The 26,904-nt window shown below is 69.5% G+C and carries 23 protein-coding genes and 3 pseudogenes; 10 read left to right on the plus strand and 16 right to left on the minus strand.

The features are described from left to right. Window positions 1-6 precede the first annotated feature (6 nt). On the plus strand, window positions 7-1,002 hold the full coding sequence (locus ACIRP7_RS26890; protein ID WP_403664459.1) for an acetylxylan esterase: 996 nt from the start codon (window positions 7-9) through the stop codon (window positions 1,000-1,002). On the opposite strand, the gene ACIRP7_RS26895 is transcribed toward ACIRP7_RS26890, so the two are convergent. From ACIRP7_RS26895 to ACIRP7_RS26925, 7 genes and pseudogenes are all read right to left on the minus strand, one after another. Then, the gene (locus tag ACIRP7_RS26895) at window positions 992-4,264 is read right to left on the minus strand and encodes a GH92 family glycosyl hydrolase (RefSeq protein ID WP_403664461.1); all 3,273 of its coding nucleotides are present in this window, start codon (window positions 4,262-4,264) and stop codon (window positions 992-994) included. The genes ACIRP7_RS26890 and ACIRP7_RS26895 overlap by 11 nt on opposite strands. Window positions 4,265-4,622: 358 nt before the next feature. Continuing rightward, the gene (locus ACIRP7_RS26900) at window positions 4,623-5,687 is read right to left on the minus strand and encodes a lytic polysaccharide monooxygenase (RefSeq protein ID WP_403664463.1); all 1,065 of its coding nucleotides are present in this window, start codon (window positions 5,685-5,687) and stop codon (window positions 4,623-4,625) included. A gap of 997 nt (window positions 5,688-6,684) precedes the next feature. Beyond that, complete coding sequence (locus ACIRP7_RS26905) at window positions 6,685-7,233, minus strand: DUF1062 domain-containing protein (protein WP_403664465.1); 549 nt, start codon at window positions 7,231-7,233, stop codon at window positions 6,685-6,687. 234 nt (window positions 7,234-7,467) lie between these two features. Beyond that, window positions 7,468-8,997, minus strand: a complete 1,530-nt coding sequence (locus tag ACIRP7_RS26910; RefSeq protein ID WP_403664467.1) for a sensor histidine kinase — start codon at window positions 8,995-8,997, stop codon at window positions 7,468-7,470. After that, a pseudogene (locus tag ACIRP7_RS26915) lies at window positions 8,994-9,716 on the minus strand (response regulator transcription factor). Before ACIRP7_RS26915 ends, ACIRP7_RS26910 begins: the two are co-directional and overlap by 4 nt. 157 nt (window positions 9,717-9,873) lie before the next feature. Beyond that, the gene (locus ACIRP7_RS26920; protein WP_403664469.1) at window positions 9,874-10,104 is read right to left on the minus strand and encodes a hypothetical protein; all 231 of its coding nucleotides are present in this window, start codon (window positions 10,102-10,104) and stop codon (window positions 9,874-9,876) included. A 124-nt stretch (window positions 10,105-10,228) separates the two neighbouring features. After that, window positions 10,229-11,227: a DMT family transporter gene (locus ACIRP7_RS26925; protein ID WP_403664471.1), complete on the minus strand. Its 999-nt coding sequence runs from the start codon at window positions 11,225-11,227 to the stop codon at window positions 10,229-10,231. 234 nt (window positions 11,228-11,461) lie between these two features. On the opposite strand from ACIRP7_RS26925, the gene ACIRP7_RS26930 reads away from it, so the two are divergent. The 3 genes and pseudogenes from ACIRP7_RS26930 (at window position 11,462) to ACIRP7_RS26940 (ending at window position 12,848) form a co-directional block, all read left to right on the plus strand. Continuing rightward, a complete protein-coding gene (locus tag ACIRP7_RS26930) occupies window positions 11,462-12,364 on the plus strand; it encodes a LysR family transcriptional regulator (protein WP_403664473.1) in 903 nt (300 codons plus the stop codon). 159 nt (window positions 12,365-12,523) lie between these two features. Further along, window positions 12,524-12,595 (plus strand): annotated as a pseudogene (locus ACIRP7_RS26935) (hypothetical protein); the annotation flags it as partial. Between the two features lie 73 nt (window positions 12,596-12,668). Continuing rightward, window positions 12,669-12,848, plus strand: a complete 180-nt coding sequence (locus tag ACIRP7_RS26940) for a hypothetical protein (RefSeq protein WP_403664475.1) — start codon at window positions 12,669-12,671, stop codon at window positions 12,846-12,848. Between the two features lie 321 nt (window positions 12,849-13,169). Here ACIRP7_RS26940 and ACIRP7_RS26945 read toward each other — a convergent pair whose 3' ends face one another. Continuing rightward, window positions 13,170-14,030, minus strand: coding sequence for a LysR family transcriptional regulator (locus tag ACIRP7_RS26945; RefSeq protein ID WP_403664477.1), 861 nt, complete (start codon window positions 14,028-14,030; stop codon window positions 13,170-13,172). Between the two features lie 70 nt (window positions 14,031-14,100). Between ACIRP7_RS26945 and ACIRP7_RS26950 the strand changes: the two genes are divergently transcribed. After that, window positions 14,101-14,832: an SDR family oxidoreductase gene (locus ACIRP7_RS26950; RefSeq protein WP_403664479.1), complete on the plus strand. Its 732-nt coding sequence runs from the start codon at window positions 14,101-14,103 to the stop codon at window positions 14,830-14,832. Window positions 14,833-14,869: 37 nt separating this feature from the next. Here the strand turns inward: ACIRP7_RS26950 and ACIRP7_RS26955 are convergent, their stop codons facing one another. The 6 genes from ACIRP7_RS26955 to ACIRP7_RS26980 all read right to left on the minus strand — a co-directional run bounded on the left by ACIRP7_RS26955 (window position 14,870) and on the right by ACIRP7_RS26980 (window position 20,355). Then, window positions 14,870-16,066, minus strand: coding sequence for an IS630 family transposase (locus tag ACIRP7_RS26955; protein ID WP_403664481.1), 1,197 nt, complete (start codon window positions 16,064-16,066; stop codon window positions 14,870-14,872). 135 nt (window positions 16,067-16,201) lie between these two features. Continuing rightward, entirely contained in the window at window positions 16,202-17,104 is a 903-nt protein-coding gene (locus ACIRP7_RS26960; protein ID WP_403664483.1) for an SDR family NAD(P)-dependent oxidoreductase, read from the minus strand. Between the two features lie 79 nt (window positions 17,105-17,183). After that, window positions 17,184-17,747: a TetR/AcrR family transcriptional regulator gene (locus ACIRP7_RS26965; protein WP_403664485.1), complete on the minus strand. Its 564-nt coding sequence runs from the start codon at window positions 17,745-17,747 to the stop codon at window positions 17,184-17,186. A 229-nt stretch (window positions 17,748-17,976) separates the two neighbouring features. Beyond that, window positions 17,977-18,648: a transposase family protein gene (locus ACIRP7_RS26970; protein ID WP_403664487.1), complete on the minus strand. Its 672-nt coding sequence runs from the start codon at window positions 18,646-18,648 to the stop codon at window positions 17,977-17,979. Between the two features lie 296 nt (window positions 18,649-18,944). After that, window positions 18,945-19,382 (minus strand): SgcJ/EcaC family oxidoreductase, encoded by a 438-nt coding sequence (locus ACIRP7_RS26975; RefSeq protein ID WP_403664489.1) that lies wholly within the window; start codon window positions 19,380-19,382, stop codon window positions 18,945-18,947. Window positions 19,383-19,410: 28 nt separating this feature from the next. Further along, the gene (locus tag ACIRP7_RS26980; protein ID WP_403664491.1) at window positions 19,411-20,355 is read right to left on the minus strand and encodes a helix-turn-helix domain-containing protein; all 945 of its coding nucleotides are present in this window, start codon (window positions 20,353-20,355) and stop codon (window positions 19,411-19,413) included. 742 nt (window positions 20,356-21,097) lie between these two features. Between ACIRP7_RS26980 and ACIRP7_RS26985 the strand changes: the two genes are divergently transcribed. From ACIRP7_RS26985 to ACIRP7_RS26995, 3 genes are read left to right on the plus strand one after another with little or no spacing between them, the layout of a single operon-like run. Further along, a complete protein-coding gene (locus ACIRP7_RS26985; RefSeq protein WP_403664493.1) occupies window positions 21,098-21,997 on the plus strand; it encodes a lysostaphin resistance A-like protein in 900 nt (299 codons plus the stop codon). Window positions 21,998-22,015: 18 nt separating this feature from the next. Further along, on the plus strand, window positions 22,016-23,245 hold the full coding sequence (locus ACIRP7_RS26990) for a sensor histidine kinase (protein WP_403664495.1): 1,230 nt from the start codon (window positions 22,016-22,018) through the stop codon (window positions 23,243-23,245). Window positions 23,246-23,249: 4 nt separating this feature from the next. After that, window positions 23,250-23,942, plus strand: a complete 693-nt coding sequence (locus ACIRP7_RS26995) for a response regulator (RefSeq protein WP_403664497.1) — start codon at window positions 23,250-23,252, stop codon at window positions 23,940-23,942. A gap of 109 nt (window positions 23,943-24,051) precedes the next feature. Here ACIRP7_RS26995 and ACIRP7_RS27000 read toward each other — a convergent pair. Beyond that, window positions 24,052-24,255: pseudogene (locus tag ACIRP7_RS27000) on the minus strand (transposase); the annotation flags it as partial. A 406-nt stretch (window positions 24,256-24,661) separates the two neighbouring features. On the opposite strand from ACIRP7_RS27000, the gene ACIRP7_RS27005 reads away from it, so the two are divergent. Next, window positions 24,662-24,862, plus strand: coding sequence for a hypothetical protein (locus ACIRP7_RS27005; protein ID WP_403664499.1), 201 nt, complete (start codon window positions 24,662-24,664; stop codon window positions 24,860-24,862). A gap of 632 nt (window positions 24,863-25,494) precedes the next feature. Here ACIRP7_RS27005 and ACIRP7_RS27010 read toward each other — a convergent pair. Then, on the minus strand, window positions 25,495-26,328 hold the full coding sequence (locus tag ACIRP7_RS27010; RefSeq protein ID WP_403664966.1) for an enoyl-CoA hydratase/isomerase family protein: 834 nt from the start codon (window positions 26,326-26,328) through the stop codon (window positions 25,495-25,497). A gap of 122 nt (window positions 26,329-26,450) precedes the next feature. On the opposite strand from ACIRP7_RS27010, the gene ACIRP7_RS27015 reads away from it, so the two are divergent. After that, complete coding sequence (locus ACIRP7_RS27015) at window positions 26,451-26,834, plus strand: winged helix-turn-helix transcriptional regulator (RefSeq protein ID WP_403664501.1); 384 nt, start codon at window positions 26,451-26,453, stop codon at window positions 26,832-26,834. Window positions 26,835-26,904 lie beyond the last annotated feature (70 nt).

Here is a 26,904-nt window from a genome sequence, read left to right on the forward strand (position 1 = left end):
TGCTCTGTGCCTGCGTTCGACCTGCCCGTCAGGGAGCTGGAGCACTACCGTCCCGATGTCCAGGAACCTCCGGATTTCGACGAGTTCTGGCGTGACACCCTGAAGAAGGCGGCGCAGCCGGACGTGTTGGTGTCGGTGCACCCGGCGGAGAGCGGGCTGCGGCTGACCCAGACCTGGGACGTGACCTTCCGCGGCTTCGCCGGCGATCCGGTACGCGCCTGGTACAGCAGACCCACCGGGGTGCGCGAGCCACTGCCCACGGTTGTCGAGTACGCCGGCTACGGGCGTGGCCGCGGCCTCCCCCACGAGCGGCTGACCTGGGTGAACGCCGGGTACGCGCATCTCCTGATGGACAACCGCGGCCAGGGCGACCAGTACGGCAACGGCGGCGCGACCCCCGACCCGCACGCCTCGGCACCGGGCGGCCCGGGTCCCGCGGTGCGGGGGCTGCTCGATCCGCGCGCCTACCATTACCGGCGGCTGATCACGGACGCGGTGCGTGCGGTGGCCGCTGTGCGCGCACTTCCGGGTGCGGACGCGTCCCGCGTCGCGGCCGTCGGCAACAGCCAGGGCGGCGGACTGGCGCTGGCGGTCGCGGGGCTGGTGCCGGATCTGGCGGCGGTCCTGGTCACCGCGCCTTTCCTGTGCGGGATCCGGCGTGCCCTGGACCTCACCGACGCCAGTCCGTACGGCGAGATCGGCGCGTACCTCTCGGTGCACCGGGGCGTGGAGGAGGCCGCGTACCGCACGCTCTCGTACGTGGAGGGCGTCTCCTTCGCGCGGCGCGCTGCCGCCCCGGCCCACTTCGGAACCGGCCTGCGCGACACGGTGTGCCCGCCGAGCGGGGCGTACGCGGCCTTCAACCGCTACGGCGAACTGACCGGCGTGGACCCCCGAAAGGAGATCCACGCCTACCCGTACAACGGCCACGAGGGGGGCGAGGCGGTGCAGGTGCGGCACCAACTCGACTGGCTGCGAGAGGTGTTGGAGTTCAGTCGGTAGCCAGGGTGAAGACGTGCAGGTCCGTGTTCTGCGGCAGTGTCACGCTCGCGATCTTCTTGCCCTCCGGTGCCGTGAACGGCTTCGTGGCGAAGACGTACGTCGCCACCGGGTCCCGGTCCGCGCCCGCCACGTTGCGATACGCGGCGCGGGCGACGACCTCGTTGCCGTACTGGACGGTGCCGCCGCCTCCCCCGACGGTCCAGTCGGTGAAGGCGAGTTCGGCCGTGCCGGTGCTGCCGTCGGTGTAGGTGACGGTGGCCCGGCTCTCCTGGTTGCCGTTGACCGCGCTGCCCAGGAAGGACAACTCGCTTGCTGCGTCGCCCAGTCGGATGGTCTGACCCGATGCGGTCGCGTTGTCGGGTCGGCCGCTCGGCGAGTTCGGCCAGGTGAAGGTCAGGCCGTTGATCGTGCCCCGCTCGCCCGGGGTGAGTCCGGCCGTCTCCAGCGCCTGGCGGGAGTAGCTCCAGCCGCCGCCGTCGTAGTCGGCCTCGTCGTGGTCGCCCGTGTCGTCCGAACTCCCGGTGTTGTCGTACGCGGCGAGGAGGGTGCCGGGCGCGGCCACCGTGAGGGACACGGGCTGTTCGTATGCGGTGCCGTCCGAGGTGACGGCGATCGTGACGTCGTAGAAGCCCTGTGCGGCGCCCTCGGTGGTGCTCAGGGTGATCTCCTGGGAGCCGTCGGCCACCGTGCCCTCGGCGGGGGTTGCCGTGATGCCTCGCGGTGTCTCGACGCGGAAGCGGACCTCGGGTCCCGTGCCGTCGCCGCTCAGGGACAGGGCGCGGACACCGACCTTCGTGCTGCCGCCCGGCGCGATCGTGGCCGTGGTCGGGCCGACGCCGATCTGGTACGGCTGCTCACCCTCGCGGAAGGACGGCGGGGCCGCGTCCGCTCCCCAGGCCGGGGCGGGCTCGGTGGACAGGGTGTAGTCCAGCCGGCCGCCGTCGCGCACGAAAGAGGCCGGCAGCCAAGGTGCCTGGCTGGTACGGCCGTTGACCTTCAGGGCGTGGACGTACGGTGCGTCGGCGGACGCTCCCTGTGCGCGGACGGAGATGTCGTTGCCGAAGGGGCGGTCGATCTCGATGCGCGGGAACAGGGGTGAGGCGAGGACCAGTTCGGAGCGGGACGGCACCTGGGGGTACATGCCGAGGGCGGAGAAGACGTACCAGGCGGACATCGCGCCGAGGTCGTCGTTGCCGGGGATGCCGCCCGGCCGGGTCGACCAGAGCTGCCGCATGGCGGCGCGGACGGTCTCCTGTGTCTTGTAGGGGGCGCCCGCGTAGGCGTACAGGTACGGGACGTTGATCGACGGCTCGTTGTCCAGCTCGGACTTCTCGCCGCCGTTGCCGGTGAAGGCCCAGTCGCCCTTGTCGTCGTGGAAGAAGGTGTCCAGGCGGGCGAGAGCCTTGTCGCGGCCGCCCATCGCGGCGAACAGGCCCGCCGGGTCGTGCTGGACCATCCAGGTGTACTGGGCCGCGGTCCCCTCGACGAAACCGTTGCCGGTGGCCGGGGTGAAGCCGGTGACCCAGCTGCCGTCCGCCTTGCGGTTGGCGAGGTAACCGCCGCTCGGGTCGGCGGCGATGTTGAAGGTGTTCTGCCACCACTGGGATCTGTCGGCGAAGGCGGCAGCCGTGTCCTTCTCCCCTACCGCGCGCGCCAGTCGGGAGAGCGCGAAGTCGGCGCCGGACATCTCCACGGTCTCGGCCGCACCGCCCCAGGCGTTGGACACGGACGGCATGTAGTGCAGCTTCAGGTACTTGTCGAGGGAGGGGCGCTGGCCGACGGACAGCACCGGCTTCCCCGCCGACGACAGGTCCTGTGCGGTGGGGACCGTGGCCGCCTTCACGAGGGAGTCCAGGGCGCCGCGCAGGTCGAAGTCGGTGCCGCCGAAGGCGTGGATGCCCGCCAGGGCGATGGGTGAGGGGTCGCCGTTCATGACGTGGGTGCCGCTCGCGCCGTGCAACCAGCGGTCCCAGACACCGCCGTTCTGCCGGGCCAGTTCGTACAGCGACTGCGCCACGTCCGAGCCGGTGCGCGCGTCGAGGAGGGTCAGCAGCTGCACCTGGCCGCGGTAGACGTCCCAGCCGGAGAAGGTGCCGTACTGGGCCCGGTGGCCGCGCGCCACGGTGTGCACCTTGTCGTCGCTGCCCCGGTACCGGCCGTCCGCGTCGCTGATGACGTTGGGGTGGAGGAGGGCGTGGTAGAGCGCGGTGTAGAAGGTGGTGCGTTCGTCGTCGGTGCCGCCGCCGACACGGATCGCCCGCAGCCGGTCACGCCAGGCGCGGCCGGCCGCGTCGCGCACCGCGTCGAAGGAGCGCCTGGGTGGGTTCTCCGCGGCCAGGTTGGCCTCGGCGCCCGCCCGGCTGACGTACGAGATCCCGATCTTGACGCCGACCTGTTCGGTGCCGGGTGCGAACTGGACGTATCCGCCCGCCCCCTTGCCCGCGACGGGCCGGCCGCCCTGGGAGAACCCACCTGTTCCGCCGGAGGCATTGAGGGACCCGGGGGCGAGCCTGTCGTCCTGCCAGGTGCCGGTGACCGCGAAGGGGCGGTCGAAGTGGGCCGTGAAGTGCAGGGTGTAGTAGGCGCGTTGTCCCTCGGGATCGAGGTAGCCGCAGAAGTTGCCGGAGGTGACCGAGCCGGAGACCGTCCGGGTCGCCGGGTCGATCTCGATCGTCGAACCGGTCGAGCCCACCTCGGAGTTGGCGGTACGGAACAGCAGCGAGGCAGGCTTGTCGGCCGGGTAGGTGAAGCGGGCCGAGCCGGTGCGGGCGGTGGCCGCGAGGTCGGCGGTGACGCCGGAGGCCAGGCCCACCTTGTAGTGGCCGGGTTCGGCGGTCTCGTCGGCGTGGCTGAAGTCGGCCGCGTACACCGCGTCCTTGGTGTCGCTCGCCGGTGACGAGGTGACCTCACCGGCGAAGGGGAGGAGCGGGATGTCGCCGCTGCCGCCCGCGCAGCCCGTGCCGGACATGTGGGTGAGGCTGAAGCCGCGGATGCGGGTGGCGTCGTACTGGTAACCGCCGGGAGCCGCAGTGCGGGTGGCGTCGCCGCGGGTGTTCTCCGGGCTGAAGGAGAACATGCCGAACGGGGTGACGGCGCCGGGGAAGACGTTGCCGCCGTTCTTCGTGCCGATGAGCGGGTCCACGTAGGCGGTCGGGTCGCCGACGAGACCGGGGGGCGAGGTGGATGACACCGCGAGGGCGGGGGTGGCGCCGGTGGCCGCGAGAACGGCCGCCAGCAGCAGGGACGTAGGACGGAAACGCATGACGCGGCCCCTCCTCCTTCGGACGGGTCGCGCACCACAGGTCGCACAAGCCGCAGGGACAGTAACGTGCGCCACGCGTATCACGGAAGGGTGCGTACGGCGGAAGGGACGCGCGAGGGTGTCGCCCGGTCGGCCGGGCCAGCCATTTCCCCAACTCATTTGACATCGTTGTCCGTTGGCGCGGTAGAGTCAGGTGTAGACCACTCGACAACGTTGTCGCGCGTCGCGTCGTCACAAGCCATGCACCATCCGTGTCGGCCATCACCCCCCTTGTGCCGACACGGCTCGCGGACCCGGTGGCGCACAGCCCCACCGGGTCCGCCCTGAGCATGAAGGTCCGAGCGTGTCTGACGGCGGCTCAGCCGACCCGGCAGGGAAGTGTCGTGGCGGTGTCGCCTCCGGATCCGGTGACGACGTATCCGAACGTCGCACTCTGTCCCGGACTGAGCGAGCCGTTCCAGTTGGCGTTGTGCACCATCACGTCCTGGCCGGTGTAGGTGGCGTTGCCGTTCCAGAGACTGTCGACCTTCTGTCCGGCCGGCAGGGTCCAGTCGACCATCCAGCCCAGCATCGGCACGTCGCCGGAGTTCGTGACGGTCACCTCGGACTGGTAGCCGCCGTTCCAACTGCCCGTGGTCTTACGGGTGGCGGTGCAGGTACCGGGCACCGGCTCGGACGGGTTGCCGGGCTCGTGGATGCCGGTGACCTCGCCGTTGCCGCCGTCGAAGACGACGTCGGAGCAGGAGTAGAAGGTCTCCGCGCTGTCCGAGCGCTGCCAGACCATGTAGATGATGTGGCGGCCGGACTTGTTCGCCGGAAGCTGCCCCGTCCAGGAGTAGTTGGCCTCGACCGTGCCCGGGCTGCCGTTGAGCGGCGGATGGTCGACACTGAGGAACGGCTGGGCCTCCATGTCGTCCCAGGTGAGGGTCTTCTTGGGGTCGAAGCCGTCCTTGGTGACGTAGACGTAGAACCAACCCGGGTGCGCCGCCCAGGCGTTGTAGGAGAAGTCGACCGTCTTGCCCGCGGTGAGATGGGTGAGCGGCCAGTCGTCGCGGGCGGCGTTGAAACCGGTGAAGTTGGTGTTGCCACCGCTGCACAGCTGGCCGTCGGGCACGAAGCCGCGGGTGCGGCCGGCGCCGTCCGAGCGGAGCACGGAGAACCAGTTGTAGAACGGTGTGGTGCCGCTGACCGCCTGAGCGTTCCGGCAGGCCGGGTTGACCGGCTTGATCTCACCGGTGTCGGTCAGCGCGTCCTGCCAGCACAGGAAGGTGCGGCTGGCGGGCTTCATCGGGGTGCCGTGGGCCTCGGCCTTGCCGCCGGCCGTGAGGACGAGGCCGAGGGCGGGGATGGTGGCGAGCAGGGAGACGAGGACCAGGAAGAGGGCTCTGGGGCGTGTCACCCTCGATAACTTTGTCAGGATCATGACAGTCCAGTCCGTTCCTTGGGGTACGGGCCGTGTGGGGTGTGGGGTTGCCTGTGACTGCCGTGGGATGGGGGCGACCGGCGGGCGGGTTCCGGTCCGTCCGAATGGGAGCGCTCCCACCCCACGTGTTGCGGAAGGTAGCGCGAACCGGGGCGACTGTAAACAGCTGGCGGTGTCTTCGCCTTGTGTACACGTGCGGTCGCGTGTGGGTCGCTCTGGAGTTCGGAGGCGTGGGACACGATGTGGGAGACACCGCGCATGTCTCCGAGCGCTTCCCCCGGCTCCGGCTCCGGCTCGCGAGAAGACCGGGTGAGCGTCAGTCGGGGTGCCCGGCGGGGTGGGGCGGGCAGGAGTGTGGCCGACTCGTCGCGGAGGGGCTGTGGCGGGGGTGGGCGTCGGGTGGCTGTCGTAGGCGGCGTGGGGCGTTGCGGTCGTTCGTCGTGGCGCCGGTCGGCGGGTACGCCCGGTCCGGATTCACTGTGTGAGGGCCGGTCGGTGGGCCCGGCCGTCTCGTCTTCCTCTGTGAGGACCAGCCCGGGCCAGTCGGTCGGCTCGCCCCGTCTCGGCTCCCCTGTAAGTACCGGTCCAGAAGGGTCGGTGGACCCGCTCGGTCCCACCCCCCGTAAGTACCCGCCGCGTTCTGGTGGGGCAGGCGGTTGCGGAGTTCGCCGGGGTCGGCGGTAGCGCGGTGCTGCGGGAGGTCGGGGGGCCGGGTGCCGTCGGACGGCCGAGGGGTCGACTCGCGCTCCTTGGCCGGGGAGCCGGCGAAGGGGTCGTCGAGGGTGGGCCGCACGTTGCTCGCCGACCAATGGCCCGTGGCGATGCGATCGGGGGTGATGGCCGGCGGCCGCCGTGCGGACGGCTCCTTGGGGGCGCAGTCTCGGATGTCCCGCTCGGTATCACGGGGTCTCGGCGTCCACGGCGCCCGGGGTCGCCTGCCCGCCTCACGGGCACCTGGGGTCTGGCCGCGCCGGGCCCCAGGTGCCCGTCCCGGGGCTCAGCGTTTGAGCGTGAAGGTGAAGGCGCTGGAGAGTCTGGCGTTCAGCCGGACCGCGGAGACCAGCTTGCCCTCCGTGATGAGTTTCTCGACCGCGGCCCGGGAAAGGCCGCAGCCTTCGGCGATCAGTCGCACCGGGCGGACGGGGATCCGGGCCGCGAAACGGACCGATACGTCGATCACCTCGCGACTGAGATGACCCGTTCCGCCGGTGTCGAGGCGCCAGGCGCCGTCCCAGTCCAGGGCGATGCGGTTACGGCGTCGCAGGACCGGGCCCTGGAGCAACTCGGCTGCCAGACCGGGGTCGTTGGCGTGCAGCCGGTCCAGCAGTTCAGGTCGTACGGAACGCACATGGCTCCGCTCCAGGACCGTGAGCTTCGCCGTGTCCCCGCAGACGGTGCAGAGCACGAGGAGCCAGGCGTCGATGAGCTTGTGGTTCGCGTTGACGCGAAACTTGCCGTTCGCCCGGAAGCGATCCGACGCGCACGCGTGGCAACGGTGGAGGACGAGCGGGAGGCGGGTGGGTATGACCACCCAGTCGGTGAGCACAGGAGTACACCGGTTTCAGTGAGAAGTCCGCAGCAAAAAGCAGCGCGGCGCACAGGTGCGACGCGCGACCGATCAGCGCTCGGGGGGTCTCACACGGTGTACAACGGCACGTCCTTGCCTGGGGAACCCTGTTCGGCAGCACGGTAATGGCGGTCAGCGGCGCGGCTCCACTGGTTTTCGACCATGCGACGGGGGTGAGGGGCTGAGCGCCTGAGAGACGATCAGCCCACGCAATTACACCGACGCCCCGTTGCCCGAGACCGCCCGCTCCTCCTCCACCGCCGTCTCCATGGCCGCCGGTAGCTCGATCGTGAACTCGGTGCGTCCCGGGACACTGTTCACCTGGATGTGGCCTCCGTGGGCCGCCGAGATCGCCGCCGCGATGGCCAGACCCAGGCCGGAACCACCGGAGTTGGCGTCGGCTCGGGAGCGGGAGGTGTCTGCTCGGGTGAAGCGTTCGAAGACCGTGGGCAGGAGGGCCGGGGGAATGCCGGGGCCGTTGTCGCGGACGCGGATCACGCAGCGTCCGTCCGCGGACTCCACCGCTGCCGTCACCCTCGTGCCGGCCGGTGTGTGCATCCTCGCGTTGGCCAGGAGGTTGGCCACCACCTGATGCAGGCGGGCCGCGTCTCCGGTCACCAACGCCGGGGTGTCCAGGCTCAGTTCGAGCTGCCAGTCGTGGCCGCTCCCCGCCGCGCGCGCGTCCCACACCGCCTCCGCGACCAGTCCCGCCAGATCCACCTCGGCGGACTGGAGGGGGCGGCCCTCGTCGAGGCGGGCCAGCAGGAGCAGGTCCTCCACCAGGCCCGTCATCCGTGCCGACTCCGCCGAGACCCGGCGCCAGGCCAGCACCGGTTCGATGCGGTCGGTGCCACGGTTCATCAGCTCGGCGTATCCGGCGATCGCGGCGAGCGGTGTGCGCAGTTCGTGGCTGGCGTCGGCCAGGAAGCGCCGCATGTGTTCCTGGCTGCGCCGCATCCGCTCCTCGCCGCGCTGCCGCTCGGCGAGGGAGGACTCCACGTGGTCGAGGAGATGGTTGAGCGCGGCGCCGACCTGGCCGGCCTCGCTGTCGGGGTCGGTGTCGCGCTCGGGTACCCGGGGCAGGCCGGTGACCTCGCCGTGTCCGAGCGGGGCGCGGGAGACCTCGGCGGCGGTGGCGGCGACCCGGCCGAGGGGGCGCAGTTGCCGCCGTATGACCACCGCGCAGACGCAGCCGGCGACGGCGAGCCCGGCCACGGCGACGCCCGCCTCGATCACCACGAGTCCACTGATCATGTCCTGGACGTCGTCCATGGGCAGGCCGGCGAGGACCCGGACACCTCCGTCCACGAGGACGGTGACCCGGTAGGTGCCGAGGCCGGGCACGGTCCGGGTGTGCATCGCCCCGTCCGCCCGGATGCCGGCCAGAGCGGTGCGCCGGCCGGTACCGAGGCCGCGGGTCGGGCCGCCCTGGACGACGACGGCCGCGGAGACGACGGCGCCGTCCTCGTCCAGCCGGGCGGCGAGCATTCCGGCGGGCTGCCCGCTCTCCCCCAGGAACGTCAGATCGTCCTGGAGGTCCTGGTGCAACGAGGCTCCTCCCAGGGCCCGTTCGGCGGTGTCGCGGACCCGGTCGTCCAGGTTGCCCATCAGATAGTCGCGCTGGAAGAGCGTGGTGATCAGGCCCATCGCGACACACACGACGACCAGCGTGGCGCTGACGAGGACGAGCAGGCGGGTACGGATGGAACGGGTGCGCGTCCTCGCGCTCGGCGGCCGGCTCATCTCCCGTCCTCCGCGGCCCTGATGGAGTACCCGAACCCGCGCACGGTGTGGATCATCGGTGCCCGTCCCCTGTCGATCTTCCGGCGCAGGTTGGAGATGCAGACCTCGACGAGATTGCCGCCGCCGAAGGAACTGCTCCAGACGTGGTCGAGGATCTGCGCCTTGCTGAGGACCTGGCGCGGGTGGCCGAGCAGCAGACCGAGCAGGTCGAACTCCTTCGCGGTGAGCCGGACGGCTCGCCCGCGCGGCGCACTTCGCGGGTGTCCTCGGTCAGGACCAGGTCGCCGAGCACATGGACGCCGTCGTCGGTGCGTCCGTGCCCGGACCCGGCCCGGCGCAGCAGTGCGCGCAGCCGCAGTACGACCTCCTCCAGGGAGAAGGGCTTGGTGACGTAGTCGTCGGCACCGGTCTCCAGCCCGTCGAGCCGGTGTTCCAGGGCGTCGCGGGCGGTGAGCATGAGGACGGGCAGTTTCGGGTTCTCGAAGCGCAGCCGGCGCAGCACCTGGAGGCCGTCCAGGTCGGGCAGCATCCCGTCGAGGACGACGGCGTGCGGTGCGCAGTCGCGTGCGTTCCTCAGCGCGGCTGCGACCGTCCAGGGCCGGGTAGGGGCGCCAGCCCGCCTCGGTGACGGCGACGGACAGCACTTCGTTGAGTGCGGGCTCGTCGTCGACGATGAGCACGCGGACACGGCCCGTTCGGGGCCCGGAGGTGCTGGTCATGTACCGATCGTGTCCCGGCCCGCTGAGGGAATCCTGTGTTCCACCTGAGGGTGGGTGATGACCTGCGGTGACGGGGTACGGCGAAGGGCCGCACCCCGTCACCGGGAGTGCGGCCCTCAGAAGCCCGAAGGAACTCCGAAATGGAGTCGGGAAGGACTTACTTGCGGATCAGGCTGCGGAGCACGTACTGAGACAGCGTGACTTTCTGACCGTCGGTGACCTGGACGGTGACGCCGGCAGCGCAACAGCGGGTCTTGAACGGGTACCGGAAGTAGACGTTGACCTGATGTGTGCCAGGGGCCAACGGCACGAAGCGGCTGCGCCAAGAACCGCTCTGGGCCTTTCCGTCGACCTCGAGCGTCAGACGTACGAAGGAGCGGTCCGCCATACCGGGCCCCCGGCGCCTCACAGCGCTCGGTTCTGGGTTGCCTCACCGAGCCGACCGGGCGGCTACCCGACCTCGACGCCGGACCGCTGCCGGAGCACGACGTCACTCCCATGTTCCGCGTGCGTCAGCGACGAAAGCGACGTTCCCGACTTGCCTCCTGGAGGTCGGTCGCCTCCCGCGGCCGACTTTTCGTGGCTGTCCCTTCGACGCCAGGCCCGCTCTGTTCTCCGCGGCCCTCGCCATCCGGTTGCTTGGCGACGACGAAGACACCGATGAACACGAGGGCCATCCCTGCCAAGTGATAGGGATGGAGGCTCTCGCCGAGGAACACCACGGACAGGACTACGCCGCTTACCGGCGTGAGTGCTGTGAAGGCGGCCGCGACCGTGGTGTCGACCGTGTCCATGCTGTCGTACATGAGAACGGCAGCCACTCCGTTGACAGCCACCCCGGTGTAGACCATCAATGCCCACGTCTGCCAGGAGATGTTGGTGACCATGGCCCGGTCGAACTCGAGGGCGGTCGGTACGGCGAACATGAGAGCGCCGGCGACTGACAGGATGAGAGACAGTGTGGCCGGGGGAACAGGCCTGGTCAGGAGTTTGCCGAAGGTCATAAAGACGGCTTCGCACAGGACCGCGCACACCAGCAGCAGGGCGCCGAGCGCGAGATGGGAACCTGCCGGACCGCCTGAGGCCCGGGCGCTCATCACATTGATGCTCAAGGCGCCCAGCACCGCGAGGGCAATACCTCCTGCCCTGCGTGAGGAGAAACTTTCCCCGAGAAACACCAGGGCGACCACGCTGACGGAGATCGGCACCATGCCCAGAATGACGCCGGCTTCGATGCCCCCGGTGAACTTCACCCCGTACATGGCGAACAGACTGAAAAGGAAGACACCCAGAACGGCCTGCATGAAGAGCACCGTGCTGTCCCGGCGTCCCGGGCGCACCCGGTCCGGAGACTTCACCGCCACGTAGACGGCCAGGACGAGACAAGCGCTGACCAGCCTGACAAAGGTGGCAGTGAAGACCGGCACCTCGCGCAGGATCAGTTTGCCCGCGACGAGATAGGAGCCGAGCAGCACCGTCGCCACGGTCATCTTGACGTGCACGGCACGCATGAGATCAAACCCTTCTCGCGGCTGCCGCGACGGCCAGTCGCGGACGCCGGCCGAGTGGACGGTTGCTGCGGGTGGCGGGGACGGCGACGTGAGTCCCGGTGTCGAGTGCGGTGCCGTGCACCCCATGCCCGGGGTCGGTCGCTGCGATCTTCATGGCGTTCATGGGGCGAGGATGAACGAGACGAAGGAGTGAAGTCCAGCTACATCTTCTACACATGTAATTAAGATGTACTCATGATTGATGTGAAGCGATTGGTCATCCTGCGTGACCTGGCCGAACACGGAAAAGTCGCCGTCGTCGCCGGTCTTCACGGAGTCACGCCGTCGGCGATCTCACAACAGCTCCGGACGCTGGAAGCTGAGGCCGACGCCACACTGGTGTACCGGGAGGGCAGAGGCGTGCAGCTCACGGCCGCCGGCACCGCCCTCGCCGCGGAGTGCGAGCATGTGCTCGCCGCACTGGAACGGGCCGAAGGCGCCGTACGCGCCCTGGATGACGACCTCAGCGGTGAGTTGCGCATCGGCTGCCCTCCCAGCGCCCTGACCTCCGTCGCCGTCCCCCTCGTCGCGGAGCTGTCGGCATTCCACCCCGGGCTGCGGCCCAAGATCATTCAAGCCGAGCCGGAGGACGCCGTCCTTATGCTCAAGCAGCGCAGCCTGGACCTGACGGTGTCGTACCGCTACCACCTGCTCGGCACCAGACAGCCCAGCGGAACCACAGCCGTCGAGCTCTTTCACGACCCCCTCGTACTCGCCGTTCCCGAACAGATGCGGGAGGCTGTCGGCCGCGAGGGACTTGGCATCCTGCGCGACCACGCGTGGATCTCCGCGCCCGAGCCCAGCAGCTGCCGCGAAATTCTGCTGCATACCTGCCGCAATGCCGGGTTCACTGCGCGCATCGAGCACAACTGCGACGATCTCCGCTCGGGAATGTCCCTCGTCGCGACCGGACTGGCCGCGACCATTCTCCCCGGCCTCCTCTGTGACAATCCACCCGCCGGCACTGCGGTCCTGCCGCTGGCAGACCCCGGGCGCACCATAGAAGCACTGGTCCGCGCGGGCACTGAGTCGCACCCCGTGATCGCCACGGCCCTCGCCGTCCTCACCCGGCTCGCGGAGGAGCGTCCACCGACGTGACGCGGGCGAACTGGTAAATCCGGCACGCCCGGCTCGCCGGGGCCGGCGTCACCTCCGACGCCTACCACATGACCGCGGGACACCCCGAGGGCCAGACCCGTGGCATACGCCTGGCCCTCGCCGACGCCGGGCTCGCCGCTGGGGGACATCGACCTGGTCATGGCCCGCGCCACCGCCACACCCCACGGGGACCTCACCGAAGCCCGGGCGATCACCGAAGCCATCGGCAATCACCCGGCCGTCACCGCGACGAAGGCGATGACCGGGCGCCTCTTCGGCGCCGCCGGGGCCCCTCGGCGCCCTGGTGGCCGTCCTCGCCCTGCGCGAGCAGGCCGTCCCGCCGACCATCAACCTCGACAACCGGGATCCGCGGATCGACCTGGACATCGTGACCGGACGGCCCCGCCGCGGCCCGGTCACCGCCGCCCTCGCGAACGCCTTCGGCTTCGGCGGCCACAACGTCTGCCTGACCCTGACCCGTTGAACGCCCGCCGAGCCGCGGGCCAGGCCACATCGCGATGCGTGCGCAGTACGTCGCCGGGCTCGCGGTCGCAGCCCCGTACGGCCGATTCACGGGTGGTAGATATCCCATGTCACCGACCTGGAGGGCGAGGGGTTCGCGGTCGGCGGGGCCGTGTCGCACCGGGTGGGGTGCGGCGGCGGGAACAGTCGGTACGCACGTACGCCGCCGAGGGGACCCCGGTACAGGCGCCGTCCCGTGCGGCAAGGAGGTCGGCGGGGAAGCCGACGGTACGGGTCCTGCTCATCAACACGCCGTCACCGCATAACCATCGAGTGTCCAAGATCATGGGGAAACGTCACCCGTCGCCTTGCCCGCCACGGCGGCGGCCGCGCGGACGAAGGCGGCCAGGGCTGGGGAGGTGGCGTGCTCGGGCCAGGCGAGGACGAGCGTGGTGGGCTCGGCATCATCGACTGGGACAGCGACCAGGTCGTCGCGGAGCTGGTCGCGGATGGAGGAGGGGAGGACGGCGACCATGCGGCGCAAGGCGATGAGGTGGAGAAGCTGCCCAAGGTCGTGGACCTCGGGTCCGTGTGAGCCACCCTCAGATGCGCCCGGCCAGCGCGGCAGGGGCTCCCCGGCGAGGTCGTTCAGGCAGACCCGGGTACGGCCCGCGAGGCGATGCGAACTCGGTATCACGAGAAGTTGAGTCTCGGTCAGGAGGTCCTGGGTGTCCAGGCCGGTGAGGTCGGGGTGGGGGCGGTGAAGCAGGGCGGCGTCGGCACGGCCCTCCCGCAGGAGGATCTCACGCTCGCCGAAGCTGCACACCAGCTCGACCGGCAGCGCACCCGGCTCAGCCTGATAGGCGTCGAGGATCGCGGGCAGCAGGCCACCGTCGCCGCCCGGCTTGATGACCAGGACCAGACGCGGGTCGGCGCGGCCGGCCCGCCGGGTGCGGCGCGCCGCGGCCGACGCGGCGTCGAGCACCGTACGGCTCTCACGGAGCAGGACGGCCCCCGCCTCGGTCAGTGCGACCCGGCGACTGCCACGTTCCAACAGGGCTACGCCCAGCCGTCGTTCGAGCTGCTGAATGGCGCGGGAGAGCGGCGGTTGGGTCATCCCTAGCCGGGCGGCCGCCCGACCGAAGTGCAGTTCTTCGGCGACAGCGGTGAAGTAGACGAGCTCGCGGACCTCCAGTCTTTCCATACCCGCACGGTATCGCTGCGTACCTGATCGGTGTTGGAACTCCCGGCCGCCCCCGTGGTGGGCTGAACGCATGACAGAAACCACGACTGCCCTGGTCACCGGTGCCAACAAGGGCATCGGGCGCGAGGTCGCAGCCCGGCTCGCCTCGCTCGGCACGAACGTCCTGCTGGCCTCGCGCGACCCGCACCGCGGTGCGGCAGCCGCAGCCGACCTGGGCCCGCGGGTGTACCCGGTCACCCTGGACGTCACCGACGGCGCCAGCGTCCTATCCGCCGCCCGCTGGATCGAGGAGCGCTTTGGCCGGCTGGACATCCTGGTCAACAACGCCGGCATCTCTGGCGACCTCGCCGCCCAGAGCCCTGGCAGTGTCGAACTGCCCGCTGTACGCGAGGTGTTCGAGACCAACGTGTTCGGCGTGATCAGCGTGACCACCACGATGCTGCCGCTGCTCGCCCGCTCCCCCGCCGCCCGGATCGTCAATGTCAGCAGTGGACTGGGCTCCATCGCCCGGATGACCGATCCCGAGGACTACTTCACAACCCGGCCCCCGTTGGCCGCGTACGTCCCGTCCAAGACCGCACTCAACTCGCTGACCGTGCAGTACGCCAAGGAACTGCGCAGCCGCAACATCCTGGTCAACGCCGCCGATCCGGGGCCGTGTGCGACCGACCTCACCACCGCGTTCCCCGGCCTCACCCGCACCGCGGCCGACGGCGCGGCCGTGGTCGTCCGGCTCGCCACGCTGCCCGATGACGGGCCGACCGGCGGCTTCTTCGACGAGCACGGCCCGGTTCCCTGGTGAGCTGCCTGTCAGGGAACCGAGGGACGGGGTGGTGGGGTCAGCCCGGACGGGATGGGCGAGCCGGAGACCGCGCCGGCGCCCGACGGGCCGCAGTGCCCGGGTTACCCGCCGGACCGCCCCGGCAACAGCCGACGGAAGGGTAGCGGACCGTCAGGCAGCCTCGGCCGGGTACTCGGTCCAGGTACGGATGGGTGAGTCGGGGGCAAAGCTGGTCTCCGGTTCGGTGCGGGCATTTCGCCAGCGCACGTAGGCGCCGATGGCGGCGTTCTGTTTGGTCGGTGCCGTTGAGGGCGGAGTAGCGCAGGGCGGCGAACTCGGACTCGATCCAGTTCAGCCACGATCCGTAGGTCGGCAGGAAGACCAGCTCGATGTCGTTCGCCGCGGCCCACGCGCGGACGTTCGGGTGCTTGTGAGGGGAGAAGCTGTCCAGGACGACGTAGAGCTTCTCGCCGGGCCGGCGAATGCGCAGGGACTTGAGTAGGGACAGGAACTCGCACCACAGTTTGCGGGGCCGGATGCGGTAGTACATCCTGCCGGTGGCCAGGTCGAGGACGGCAAGTATGTGCATCACGCCGTCGTAGCGGTTGTAGGTGGCCCGCAGACCACGTGGTGAGCGGTGCGGGCGCCATGCCTTGCCTTTGCGGGGCATGAGGTTGAGCGGCCCGAACTCGTCCACACAGACCACCTGGCCGTCGGTCGGCGGGGAGTCGTAGAGCGCCAGGATCCGGTGCATCTTGGCGATGAAGTCTGGGTCGTTCGAGGACTTCCAGGTCGTGCTGGTCTGCCAGGAGACCCTGCCCTCGCGCAGTATCCGTCGCAGTGTCTCGCGGCTGACGGCGGGGACCACGTTCTGCTTGACCAGGTGTTCGGCGAGCTTGGTCAGGCTCCAGGTGGAGAACGCGGAGATCTTCCAGTCGGCGGGGGACGTCCGGGCGATCAGGCAGATGTGCTCACGCACCTGGCTGCTGATCATCCTGGGGCGACCCCCGCTCCATTTTGGGTCCAGCGCCTCGAACCCCTGCTCGTTGAAGGCGTGGATGACGTCTCGCACATAGTCGGCGCTGACCTGCATCAACGAGGTGATGTCCGGAACCGACTGCCCCTGCGCGGACATCATCACCACGATCGCTCGCCGCAGCCGTACCGCATCCTTCGCGGTCCGGCTGATCCGCTGCAGCCGACGCCCTTCCTCCATGCTCACCGGCCGGACGAACACCCCCGGACGACGTCCCACGACCACCTCCACCATCACAACGTGGAAGCAGCCTGCCGCGCGACGAACGGAAGATCAATTACCCGACCAAGGGTCCGAGCCAAGCCACTGGCACACTGCGTGACCCTCGCCCGCAGAGCATCCGGAAAGGATTCCTCAGGCGGGAACTGTCCCCAGTAGCGCACGGGTCTCGGCGACTACCCGCGCGTTGAAGGCAGGATCGCGCACCTGTGTGGAACCCCGCATTGGACGTCCTTTCTCGTCGTAGTAGACGCCGGTGGCATCCGACTCGTCGGTGAGTATCCGGGTGATCAGGCGAGCAGCGGTGCCGGGGTTGGTCCAGTACTTGATGAGCGGGGCCAGAGGCGAGAGCACGTACTTCGACAGCAGACGCAGGAACAGGTTAGCGTCACGGCCGAGATTCGTGCCGGGGGCGAAGCCGGGCTCGATGGCGTTGAACCGCAGCCGGGGTGTTTCGCGGGCGAAGGCGAGCACCGTTGCCAGGTTGCACTGCTTGGATGTGGCGTAGGCGTCTCCGCCGGGCAGTTTCGAGCCGCCGGGCTTCCACTTGCCTCGGGTGCTCGCCTCGGCGGAGATGTACCGGGCGCCGCGGAAACCGGACATGGTGGCGGGCTTGCGCTCCGGATCCTCCACAGCGGAGACGATGAACACCACCTGGGTGCCGTCTCCGAGGTGGGGCATGAGCGTCTCCGTGAACACGAAAGGTCCGATGTGGTTGGTCGCGTAGGCGATGTCCCAGCCGAGGACGTTCGTGCCGGGACGGTTGGGGAAGATGCCGGCGTTGTTGAGCACGCCAGTGATCGGGAGGTCGAGCTCGATGATCTGAGCGGCGGCGCGTCGCACGCTCGTCAGGTCCGAGAGGTCGCAGACGACAGTCACGGCCTCTCCGCCTCTGCCTTCAATGCATTCGCGTACGTCGTTGAGCTTGGCGGCGTCGCGCCCGACCAGCACGACGGTGCCGTGCTTGGCCAGTTCGAGGGCGGTGCGGCGGCCGAAGCCGGAGGTCGGGCCGGTAATGACGTAAGCCTTGTCGGGCATGACGCTCCTTGGCCATCTGACTAGTCACTCATTAATGGGTATGCGTTAAAATGAGGGTGTGGACCAAAGGCGGGGCGGGTCAGCCGATCATGCGCCAGAGCGCGTCGAAACCGGACTGCTTATGCTCGTCGGCGCGATCCGGGTCACCGATGATGTAGTCGATAGTGGCCTCGGCCAGGGCATTGCACAGCATGAAGACCAAAGTCGCCGGGGCGTCGCGCATCGGGCCGTTCGCCCGGCTGCGCTCCAGAATCCCCCCGATGCCTGACATGGTTCGGCTTGCGGACTCATGGGTGGACGCCGTTATCTCGTCGGAGACCTGGAGCTGCGCCAGTGTGCGGCGCTTCTGGGGATTGGCTGTCGCCCAGTCCATCCATCGTGACCACATGTGCAGCATCTGGGTGCGCGCATCGGCTGCGGGCAGGCCGCCGAGTGCGGCTGCCCCCATCTCCCCCTTCAGCTCCAGGTAAAGCTGGTTTAGGAGATCCGCTTTTGTGTCGAAGTAGGTGAACAGCGACCCGTTCGAGACGCCGGCCTCCTTCGCGATCGCCGCCGTTGTCGCCCCCAGCCCCTGAGCAGCGATGATCAGTGTGGCGGCAGCCACGATCGCCGCGCGTTTGTCGTCGCTCCTCGGCCTGGGCATGAGTACAGCATGTAGGAGAGTGGCCAGTCAGTCAAATGAGGGGAGTTGCTTCCCCCGGCATGCACCGCAGTGGGCATCCGTGCAGCCACTCGCGCGAGTGGAGCGGTTGGCCGCCATGGGCCTCACGGAGCCTCCGCAAACTTGAAATAGCAGGTCAAAGGGCTGGTGTGACCGATGCTCGGGGTGCTCATGCCGGTGGTGCGCGGAAGTCCACGGTGAAGATCATCCGTCAGCGGTTGACTTCGAGGTTCGTCAGGACGAGCAGGGCTCGCAGGAGCCGGGTGGCGCGGGCGGGGTCGGTGCGGAGTTCGGTGAGGATTCGCCAGTTCTTGAGGTGGGCGAAGCCGTGTTCGACCGGTGCGCGTCCGACGGCGAGGACGCGGTTGGCTTCCTTCTGTCCGGGGGTCAGCTTGTGGGTGCGGCTGGCCGCGTAGCCGGTGACGATGACGGGGTCGAGGATGTCGTTGTCCAGGCCGCGGAAGCCGAGGTCGGCGAAGGCTCCGAGGCCGGCGGCGCGCAGGTGGGCCAGGATGTGGTCGTGGCGGGCGGCCGTGTTGTCGTGGGTGCGGCCGGGCCGGGCGGCGGATATCCAGATCAGGCGGCCCTTCTCGTCGGTCAGGGCGAGGAAGTGCAGGCCGTGACGTCGGTGTTTGCCGGAGTAGTTGCGGCGGTCAGCCTTTCCGGTGCGGCGCTGGGTGGGGATGAGGGTGCCGTCGATCAGGACTACTTCTCCGCCCTGCCTGGAGATCTTCTTCAGGGCGCGGTCCAGGCACGGCGCTTGGGCGGCGAGCAGTTTGATGAGTTCGTCGCGCCAGCGGCGGACCGTGGACTCGGAGACGCTGTTGCCGCCTGCCATGCCGGCCAGGCGCTGGTCGTGGCGCAGTATGGCCAGGACGATCACCGCGATCCTCCCCGGCGGGAGGATCCGCACCGGGACCGGATCGTCTTCAGGTGTCGGCGTAGCAGGTCGGCGAGGTGGTTGACGGTGTGCGTGGACAGCGGCAGGCGGCACTGGTAGACAAGCGGGCAGGCGTCCTCGGCGTGTTCTTTGGTTTTGAACACCCGCTCACATGGTGAGAGAGATTCCACGACGGGCTCCCTGCAGCACGGCGCCGCCGACCGTGATTGACCGGGTGACGCCGGGAGTCCCTTCGCCGACCCGGTCGATCTCACGCACGTCCGCCCGGGCATCGTGCCTCACTCAGTTGCAGCTTGGGCGTCCAGGGCCATCGCGGTCTCCAACGAGATCAAGCGCGCGTTCTGCAGCGTCGCGACCTCCCAGCGGTCGTTCTGCCACACGACCGTGAGCATCTGCATGAAGTAGCGGCTCGACAGCGGCTCCTCCTCGCCCGGCATCACCATGCCGACGCGGTGGTGCACCACGCCCCAGCCCGGGCGGATGATCCGGGCGAACGGCACCTCGCTCCGCACCAGCCGGGAACCCTTCAGCACGGTGTCGAAGAGCGGCTGATTGAACGCGATGACCGCTTGGCGTCCCTTGTGAATGGTTCCCTCGAAGTCCACGAGCTCGGCGTCATCCGCGAAATCGGCGACGAACGCGGTGGCGTTACCGCTGTTCCAGCCCTCGTTCATCCGGGCCGGGATGGCACTCATTGCTTCGACGGACTGTTCCATGTGATCGCCTTTCTGCTTTCCCCGGTTCTCAGCTGCCATTCTGGGCCGGCCGGGCGGCGGGCACATTGACCATCTGTGCACGGCTGTTGGACATGAGCGTCGCCGCGTTGTACCCGTAGGTGGCCTTGAACAGCCGGCTGAAGTGCGCCGGATCGGCGAACCCCCAGCTTGCGGCGACGGCCGCGACGGTGCGGTCGGTTCTGGCCAGGTCCGCGCGGCACCGCTCCAGGCGCCGTCGGCGAATCAGGGCCGACACCGTCAGAGGCTGGTCTTCGAAGAGCTTGTGCAGGCGGCGCACGGACATGTGGTGCGCCGCGGCCACCTTCGCCGGGGCGAGATCCCTGTCGGACAGCCTCGCCTCGATGAAGCCGACGATCCGGTTGCGCAACACCTCGTCGGCGACCGGACGTGAATCGCCCAGCTGAGCCGAGAGCGCAACCGCGATCAGCTCGATCACCGCGGCCGCCGACCTGTCCGCCTCGTCGGCGCGGAAGCCGTCCAGGGATCGCGTCATGTCCCGTGCGAGCGAGGACACCAGAGCCCCGGGGCCGCGGTCACCGCGAATACGCACTCCGGTCAGCCGGTCCGCCTCGTCCGGTCCGAGCCGCAGCGACTGCCGCGGCACCAGCATGGTCACGTGCCTGGTCGCGGTGCTGGTGAACCGGACCGGTCGCACCGGGTCGACCAGGACCAGGTCGGTGGGACCGAGCACAGCGGTGCTGCCGCCCTGCTCTGCGCGCACCCGTCCTCGCGTCACCAGCTCGATCTGCCACAGTTCACTGTCGGCGGCGCGGACGGACCGCGCGTCCCGGAAGCACTCGCCCTCCGGGGTGACCAGCTCGACCAGCCGCAGGGGCCCCAGGTCGCGGGTGACGACGTCGGCGCGGAAGTCGTCGCCGACGTGCCGACGGCCGCGCAGAGGCGGCAGGCCGCTTGTCGCGAGAGTCTCCAGAAAGGCGTCGGCGCCGGTCATACAACGTCAGCGTGCGCAACGCAGTACCGGACGCCGTCGTTGCCGACGTCAGTGAAAGCCCAGCCCGGTTCCTGCTCAGCGACCATGGACTGACCCTACCGGCACCCATCAACGCTCAACTCGCCGCGCGAAGTGCTCAGTCACACTGCTGGGGCCTACGCTTTCCGCGGTGTGCGCCGCTTGCTCCAGCTGCCGTGTGGCCGGTTCCGGTCCTGGGCCGGCATCGCCGCGTCGAACTGGGCTTCGCTGGGCCGTGTGTGCTCGTGGCACTGCGGGGCGGGAGATGGGGGTGCTGGGCGCGAACCGGTGGCGGAACCCCGAGGATGATCTGCCGCCGGACTTCGAGGCAACCGCGATGTGCGCTACGACGCGGTCCGCCAGCCGCAGGACCCGGAGAGGTTCGTCGAGGCCCTCCAGAAGCGGCGCTGGAGTTGGGCACCACGGGCGGGGTGGACATCGTCAAGAAGCACGGCGAACCGTGGATCAAGGTCTCGCCGCTGGGCAGGCAGGAGGAGCCTTCGAGCCTCGTCGCGCCGAAGGCGGAGATCGAGCGCCGCTGAGGCACCATCGATCTGATCGACATCCTCAAGGAGGCCGAGTTCGGATGCCTGATCCTTTTTCGGTGCGCATCCCCCGCGAGAGCTACAGGAGCTGTCCATGTGCGGGTGACTCGCGGACGGCGCCGGATTCCTAGCGTGGTTGTCAGGTCGCAGCCTGTGCGACCGCTACAGGGGAGGCCGCGATGAGTACAACGTCCACCGCACGGCACGCCGGAGGCCCCGGCCCGGACAGGGGCCCCGACGGCCACGACGCTCGCGGCGGTCGTCTCGGCCGGATCGTCCGCTCTCCGCTCGGCTGGATGCTGACGGGCCTGGTCGGCGTCGGCCTGGTCTCGGGCCTGACCGCCACGGGTCCTGGTCCGGTTCCGGTGCTGGGCGCGGTGGCCGCGGTGGCCGTGTACTGGCTGGTCATGCGCCGTGTCGCGCGACGCTCGACGCCGGAGATCGCCCGGCGGGGAGCCGGCCGGGAGGCATTGCTGGGCGGCGCGATCGGCCTGGGCTTCGTTCTGGTGTCCGCCTTGCTGATCACGGCGTTCGGGGGCTACTCGTTCTCCTGGGCGGGCCACGGCTTCATGGCGGTCGTCTGGTCCGCGGTCATGGTGCAGATCGGCGCCGCGGTCACCGAGGAGTTGTTGTTCCGCGGTCTCGCGCTGCAGGCTCTGGAGCAGTTGTGGGGCAGCCGGGCCGCCATCGTGATCACCGGGCTGTTCTTCGGCATGGCCCATCTGAGCGCTCCGGGAGCCACTGCGTGGAGTGCGCTGGCGATCGCTTTGGAGGCGGGCGTGATGCTCGGCGCCGCGTTCCTGTGGCGGCGTAACATCTGGTTCGTCGCGGGTCTGCACTTCGCCTGGAACACCACCGAGCAGCTGCTCGGCATCCCGGTCTCCGGGCACGCCTCCGAGGGCCTGTTCACCGTCGGCGTGCATGGCTCCGCCGTGCTGACCGGCGGTGGCTTCGGCCTGGAGGCGGCGCTGGTGCCCGTCGTCATCGGTGTGCTGCTCGCCGTCCGAATGTTCGTCCTCGCCCGCCGCGGCGGCCGTCTGCTGCCCCGTCGATCCGCACGACACACTCAGGCCGGCTGACCGGAGGAAACGGTGGTGATGTCCCCTCAGGCGCCCTGGAGCCGTGCGCTGCTCCGGGCGCCGCTCGACTGGTGGAAGGAGCGGGACGCCTTCCTCAAGGACGGTGTCCTCGCCCTGGTGCCGGCCCTGTTGGCCTTCGTGCCGACCCTGTCCAACATCGGAGGGCAGATCGGGGATCTGCCCGAGCGGCCGGCGAGCGCGCTGAGCGTCGGGCTGATCCTGGCCCAGACCCTGCCGCTGGCGGCCCGCCGGCGGTGGCCCGCGGGCTGTCTGGCTGTCGTCGCGGGCGCGTTCGCCGCGTACCAGGCGCTGGGCTTCGCGACGACGTTCGGGAGTCTGGGACTGTATCTGGCCCTGTACTCGGCCGGGGCCCACCAGGTCCGCTTCCGCCATGGTCTGGCGGGCGTGGTGAGTGCGGGCTATGCCGTGCTGGCCCTCGTCCTGCACCGCCTCGGCTCACCGCAGGGCATCGCGGACTATCTCGCGTTCTATCTGACTCTGGCCGCGTTCTGGCTGGTGGGGAGCACCGTGCGCACACGGCGGGCGGAAGAGGCGCAGCGGCGGCGACTGACCGCCGAAGTGGCCACGGCCGCAGAGCGGGCACGAATCGCCAGCGAGCTGCACGACGTGGTCACCCATCATGTGACGGCCATGGTGGTCCAGGCGGACGCGGCACAGTTCCTGCTCACCTCCGCACCGGACAAAGCCGGCGAGGGACTCTCGGCCGTCAGCGACACCGGCCGTCGGGCGCTGACAGAGCTGCGATACCTGCTCGGCGTGCTGGAGGCGACCGGCGAGTCAGCGTCCGCGGACCCGGCGCGCGCGGACCGGGCACCCACCTTGGGACGGCTCGGGGACCTGGTCGAACAGGCCCGCAGGTCGGGGCAGCCGGTCGAGTTCAGCGAGCAGGGCGAGCGGCGAGCACAGTCCGTGGACGTGGAGCTGGCCGCGTACCGGGTGGTGCAAGAGGCGCTCACCAATGCGATGAAGTACGCCGCCGGGCAGAGGACACGGGTCCTGGTCCGGCACGGCGAGGAGCGCATCGAGATCAAAGTGACCACCGACGGGCCCACCGCCTCCCCGGCGGCCGCACCTGCCGTGCGGAAGCCGGACCCTGCGGGCGGGCGTGGACTGGCGGGGCTGCGTGCACGGGCACGGATGGTCGATGGTGAACTGGAGGCCGGACCCCGGCCCGAAGGCGGGTTTGAGGTCCACGCCACCATTCCGTCCAAGCCCGCATCGGAGTGACCCCGTGAGCGATGCGCCACCACCGATCCGTGTGCTCGTCTGCGACGACCAGGCACTGGTGCGCACCGGCTACGTCACCATCTTCTCCGCCCAGCCCGACATGGAGGTCGTCGGAGAGGCCGAGAACGGGCACGAGGCGGTCCAGGCCGCAGGGCGCCTGCGTCCCGACGTGGTGGTGATGGACATCCGGATGCCCCTGCTCGGCGGCATCCAGGCGACCCGGCAACTGACCGGTCCCGACGCCGAGGCACCGCCGAAGGTGCTGGTCGTCACCACCTTCAACGTCGATGCCTACGTCTACGACGCGCTGCGTGCCGGGGCCAGCGGCTTCCTGCTCAAGGACGCGCCCCCGGCGGAGCTGGTCAGCGGCATTCGGACGGTCGCCAGGGGCGAGGCGCTGCTGGCCCCCGCCGTCACCCGCCAGCTCATCGGCCACTTCGCCGAACACCTGCGCCCGGCCGATACTTCCCGGCCGGCCAGGGAGGACGTGGTACGAGCACTGGCCCCGCGCGAGCTGGAGGTGCTCCGGCAGATCGCTGAGGGGCTGTCGAACGCGGAGATCGCCGCGGAGCTCTTCATCACCCCCGAGACGGTCAAGACCTACGTGTCGAGGATCCTGGCCAAACTCGGCCTGCGCGACCGAGTCCAGGCCGTCGTCCTCGCCTACCGGGTCGGGCTGGTGTCCTCCACCGGCTGAACCCACGCGCTCGTCGACCTGGACACCGAGGTGGGTACGACGCACGCCGACTGGTCGGGCTGTTGTGGCCGCACTGGGTGGTCCTCGCACAAACGGTCCTTTGCGCGAGCATGATCAAGAACGGGTCGAGGGCTGCGGTGATGTGACCGGTCCAGGGCCAGTGCCGGGCCAGGCGGAGGATTCGCCGACGACCGGTGCTCCCGAGCTGTCCGGCCGCGGTCAACAGGCGGAACCGCAGGCGGCGGGGTTCCCAGAGCCTGGCCCTGCCGGTCAGGGTGAGCATCGGCATCCAGGCCAGCAGGTCGAGAGGCAGATGCCCGGTGTTGCAGGGTTGGCCTGCGAGCCAGGGCGAAGACCGGCGCCAAGCCTTCGTCGGCCCTGGTGGGCCGTTGACGGAGTGTGAGCTGGACCGGTCTGATGGGATTCTCGTGATCAGCCTCGCCCAGGAAGCGTGGAGCAGACGATCGCCTCAGCCCAGTACGTCCAGTCCAGGACCGCTGGCGAAGGTGTCACACAGCCGTGAGGGAGACGTGACGTGGCTGTCCCATGGGGGCTCTTGATATCCACCGCAGGTGGCGTTGCCGCCGCCGTCGTGGGTGTCGTCGCAGGCGGCATCGTCGGGCGCCGCAGCCAGAATCGGCAGTGGCTTCAGGATGCGAGGACGGCCGCCTGGGAGAAGTTCCTGCAGGCATTCGGCACCGTGGAGATGGAGCTCCGCCATGCGTTCCTTCGAAAAGCGCCGGCCTGCCGTCGTCTGGGAACCCTTCAACGCCGCGCTGCAATCGATGTGCCTGGTGGCAAGCCGGGAAGCCGCCACGGCAGCCGAACAACTCTGCGACATCATCGAGGAGTTCACCATCCTCTTCCATGGCCGTCAGCCGACAGACCTCGAAGAGCTCCGGCCGAGCCACCGCGGGTAGCACGAGGCGCACTTGAAGTTCGTCAACGCGGCTCGCCGCTCGCTCGATACGTCGCAGGAACACCTTGCCCGGACACTGGGCGGCCCGTCCCCGTGGCACGGGGTCGAATCCTTCTCTGCACGAGGCGACGGACCCGGTGGGGGGTGAACAGCAGAAGATGCAGCATGGACGCCGAAAGGCACCACCGGCGCCGCTGGCGGCTCGGTCCGGTTTCCGGATTCCAGGCCGGGCCAGGCCGGGCCGGGTCGGCACAGGAGCGGAACGCGGTCCATCGCTCGGTCTCCACCCTCGCCCGGGTGAGCCGAGGACCTGCGCGACCACGGAGCTGAGATTGTCGTGGCGGGCCTTCCCCCGCGGCACCCCTCCCAGCACCCGGAAGGCATGCCGGTGGCCCTCGAAGAAGGCTTCCTGGGCCTGCGGGATGAAGCTGCGGTGGATGGCCTTTCCGGAGAAGGAGAGCCGGAAGACGAACAGGTAGCACAGGGTGCGCACGCCGTTCAGGGCGATGTGGACGTCCCCGAAGTCGACCTCGTCCTCTTCACCGGGCCGGTGGGTCTGCGGCACGAACCGCGAGCCGCATGCTGCCGCGGTCGACAGGACACCGGTGAGTATGCGGGCCCCTCGCCCGGGTCCTATCCGGCCAGTCCTCGGAGTAGGCCCTCCAGATCGCGCTCGCCGTCGCGGGTCTGGGCACCATGGGCCAGTCCGCCGCGGATCAGCCGCTCGGCCGCGGGTCGGACGATCTGGCCCGCCCAGGCGTCGTGCTCCCGCAGGAGACCCTCGGCCAGGTCCTCGGGGACGATGGCGCGCTTGGCCGCCGCGATCACGCCCTCGGGCAGGGCGGCGATGTTACGGGCGAGGCGGTCGACGATGTCGTCGAGCTCGCCGGCGGGGATGGCCCGGTTGACCCAGCCGTAGCGCTCCGCGGTTTCGGCGTCGTACAGGTCGGCACTCAGCACCGCCTCCAGGGCGCGACTGCGGCCGACCCGGCCGGCGAGGTACTGCGTGCCTCCGCCGCCAGGGACGATGCCCATGAGAGCCTCGATCTGGCCGATCCCGGCGCGACCGATCGCAGCGAACGCCATGTCCGCGGCCGTGACGAACTCCGCCCCTCCGCCGCGCGCCATCCCGGCAAGCTTGACGATGGTCACCTGGGGCTGGTGCCGGAGCAGCTCCCCCAGAGCCTGGAAGACGTTGACACCGTCCGGAAGGCCGGCCGCGAGCTTCTCCAAGGCGCTCGGCTGATCACCGAGCGTCATGTCGACGTGGGCTATGAAAAACTCCGGGTTGGCGCTGTCGAACACGATCACCCGGACCGAGTCGTCGTCCCTCAGCGCGGTCAGCAGGTGCCGGAGGTCGGCCATCAGGGCAACGTTCAGGACGTTGACGGGTGGGTTGTCGAGGGTGACGCGGGCGATGCCGTCCTCGCGACTCACCCGCAGGGTCGCGTAGGCGTCGTGGTTCACGGAGATCTCCGATCGGTACCTGATAGGCATCTAGGTTCCTGATGCATACTTACAGTGCGGTGGTGGGCGACCGGCGTCAATAACGCACTTTCGGCATCTCAAGGATCGCGGAGGATACCGGCATGGCTGTTTCTGAGAACGATGCCGGCACCGGCATCGTCTACCGGTCCGACTGCCCCAGCCGCCCGATCCTCGACCAGATCGCTGACAAGTGGTCGATGATGGTGATGGCAGTCCTTGACAAGCCCCGTCGGTTCAACGAGATCAAGCGCAGCCTTGAAGGCGTGACCCAGCGGGTCTTGACCCAGACCCTGCGCCGTCTGGAACGCAACGGGATGGTCGTGCGCCGCGTGCTGCCCACCTCGCCGGTCGGGGTCGAGTACTCCCTCACCCCACTCGGCGAATCCCTGAGGGAGCCCTTCGGCCGGTTGTACGACTGGACGGTCAACAACGCGGACGACATCAGGGCGCACCAAATGGACTACGACCGACGCCTTCAGAGCTGAGAACGCCTGCCCGAGAACCCCATCGTCCTGAGCCACTCGCCCCGGGCGCCGTTCGGCGTGCCGAATCCCC

This window comes from Streptomyces sp. NPDC102270, from assembly GCF_044766405.1.
In the GTDB taxonomy this organism is placed as follows: Bacteria; Actinomycetota; Actinomycetes; order Streptomycetales; family Streptomycetaceae; genus Streptomyces.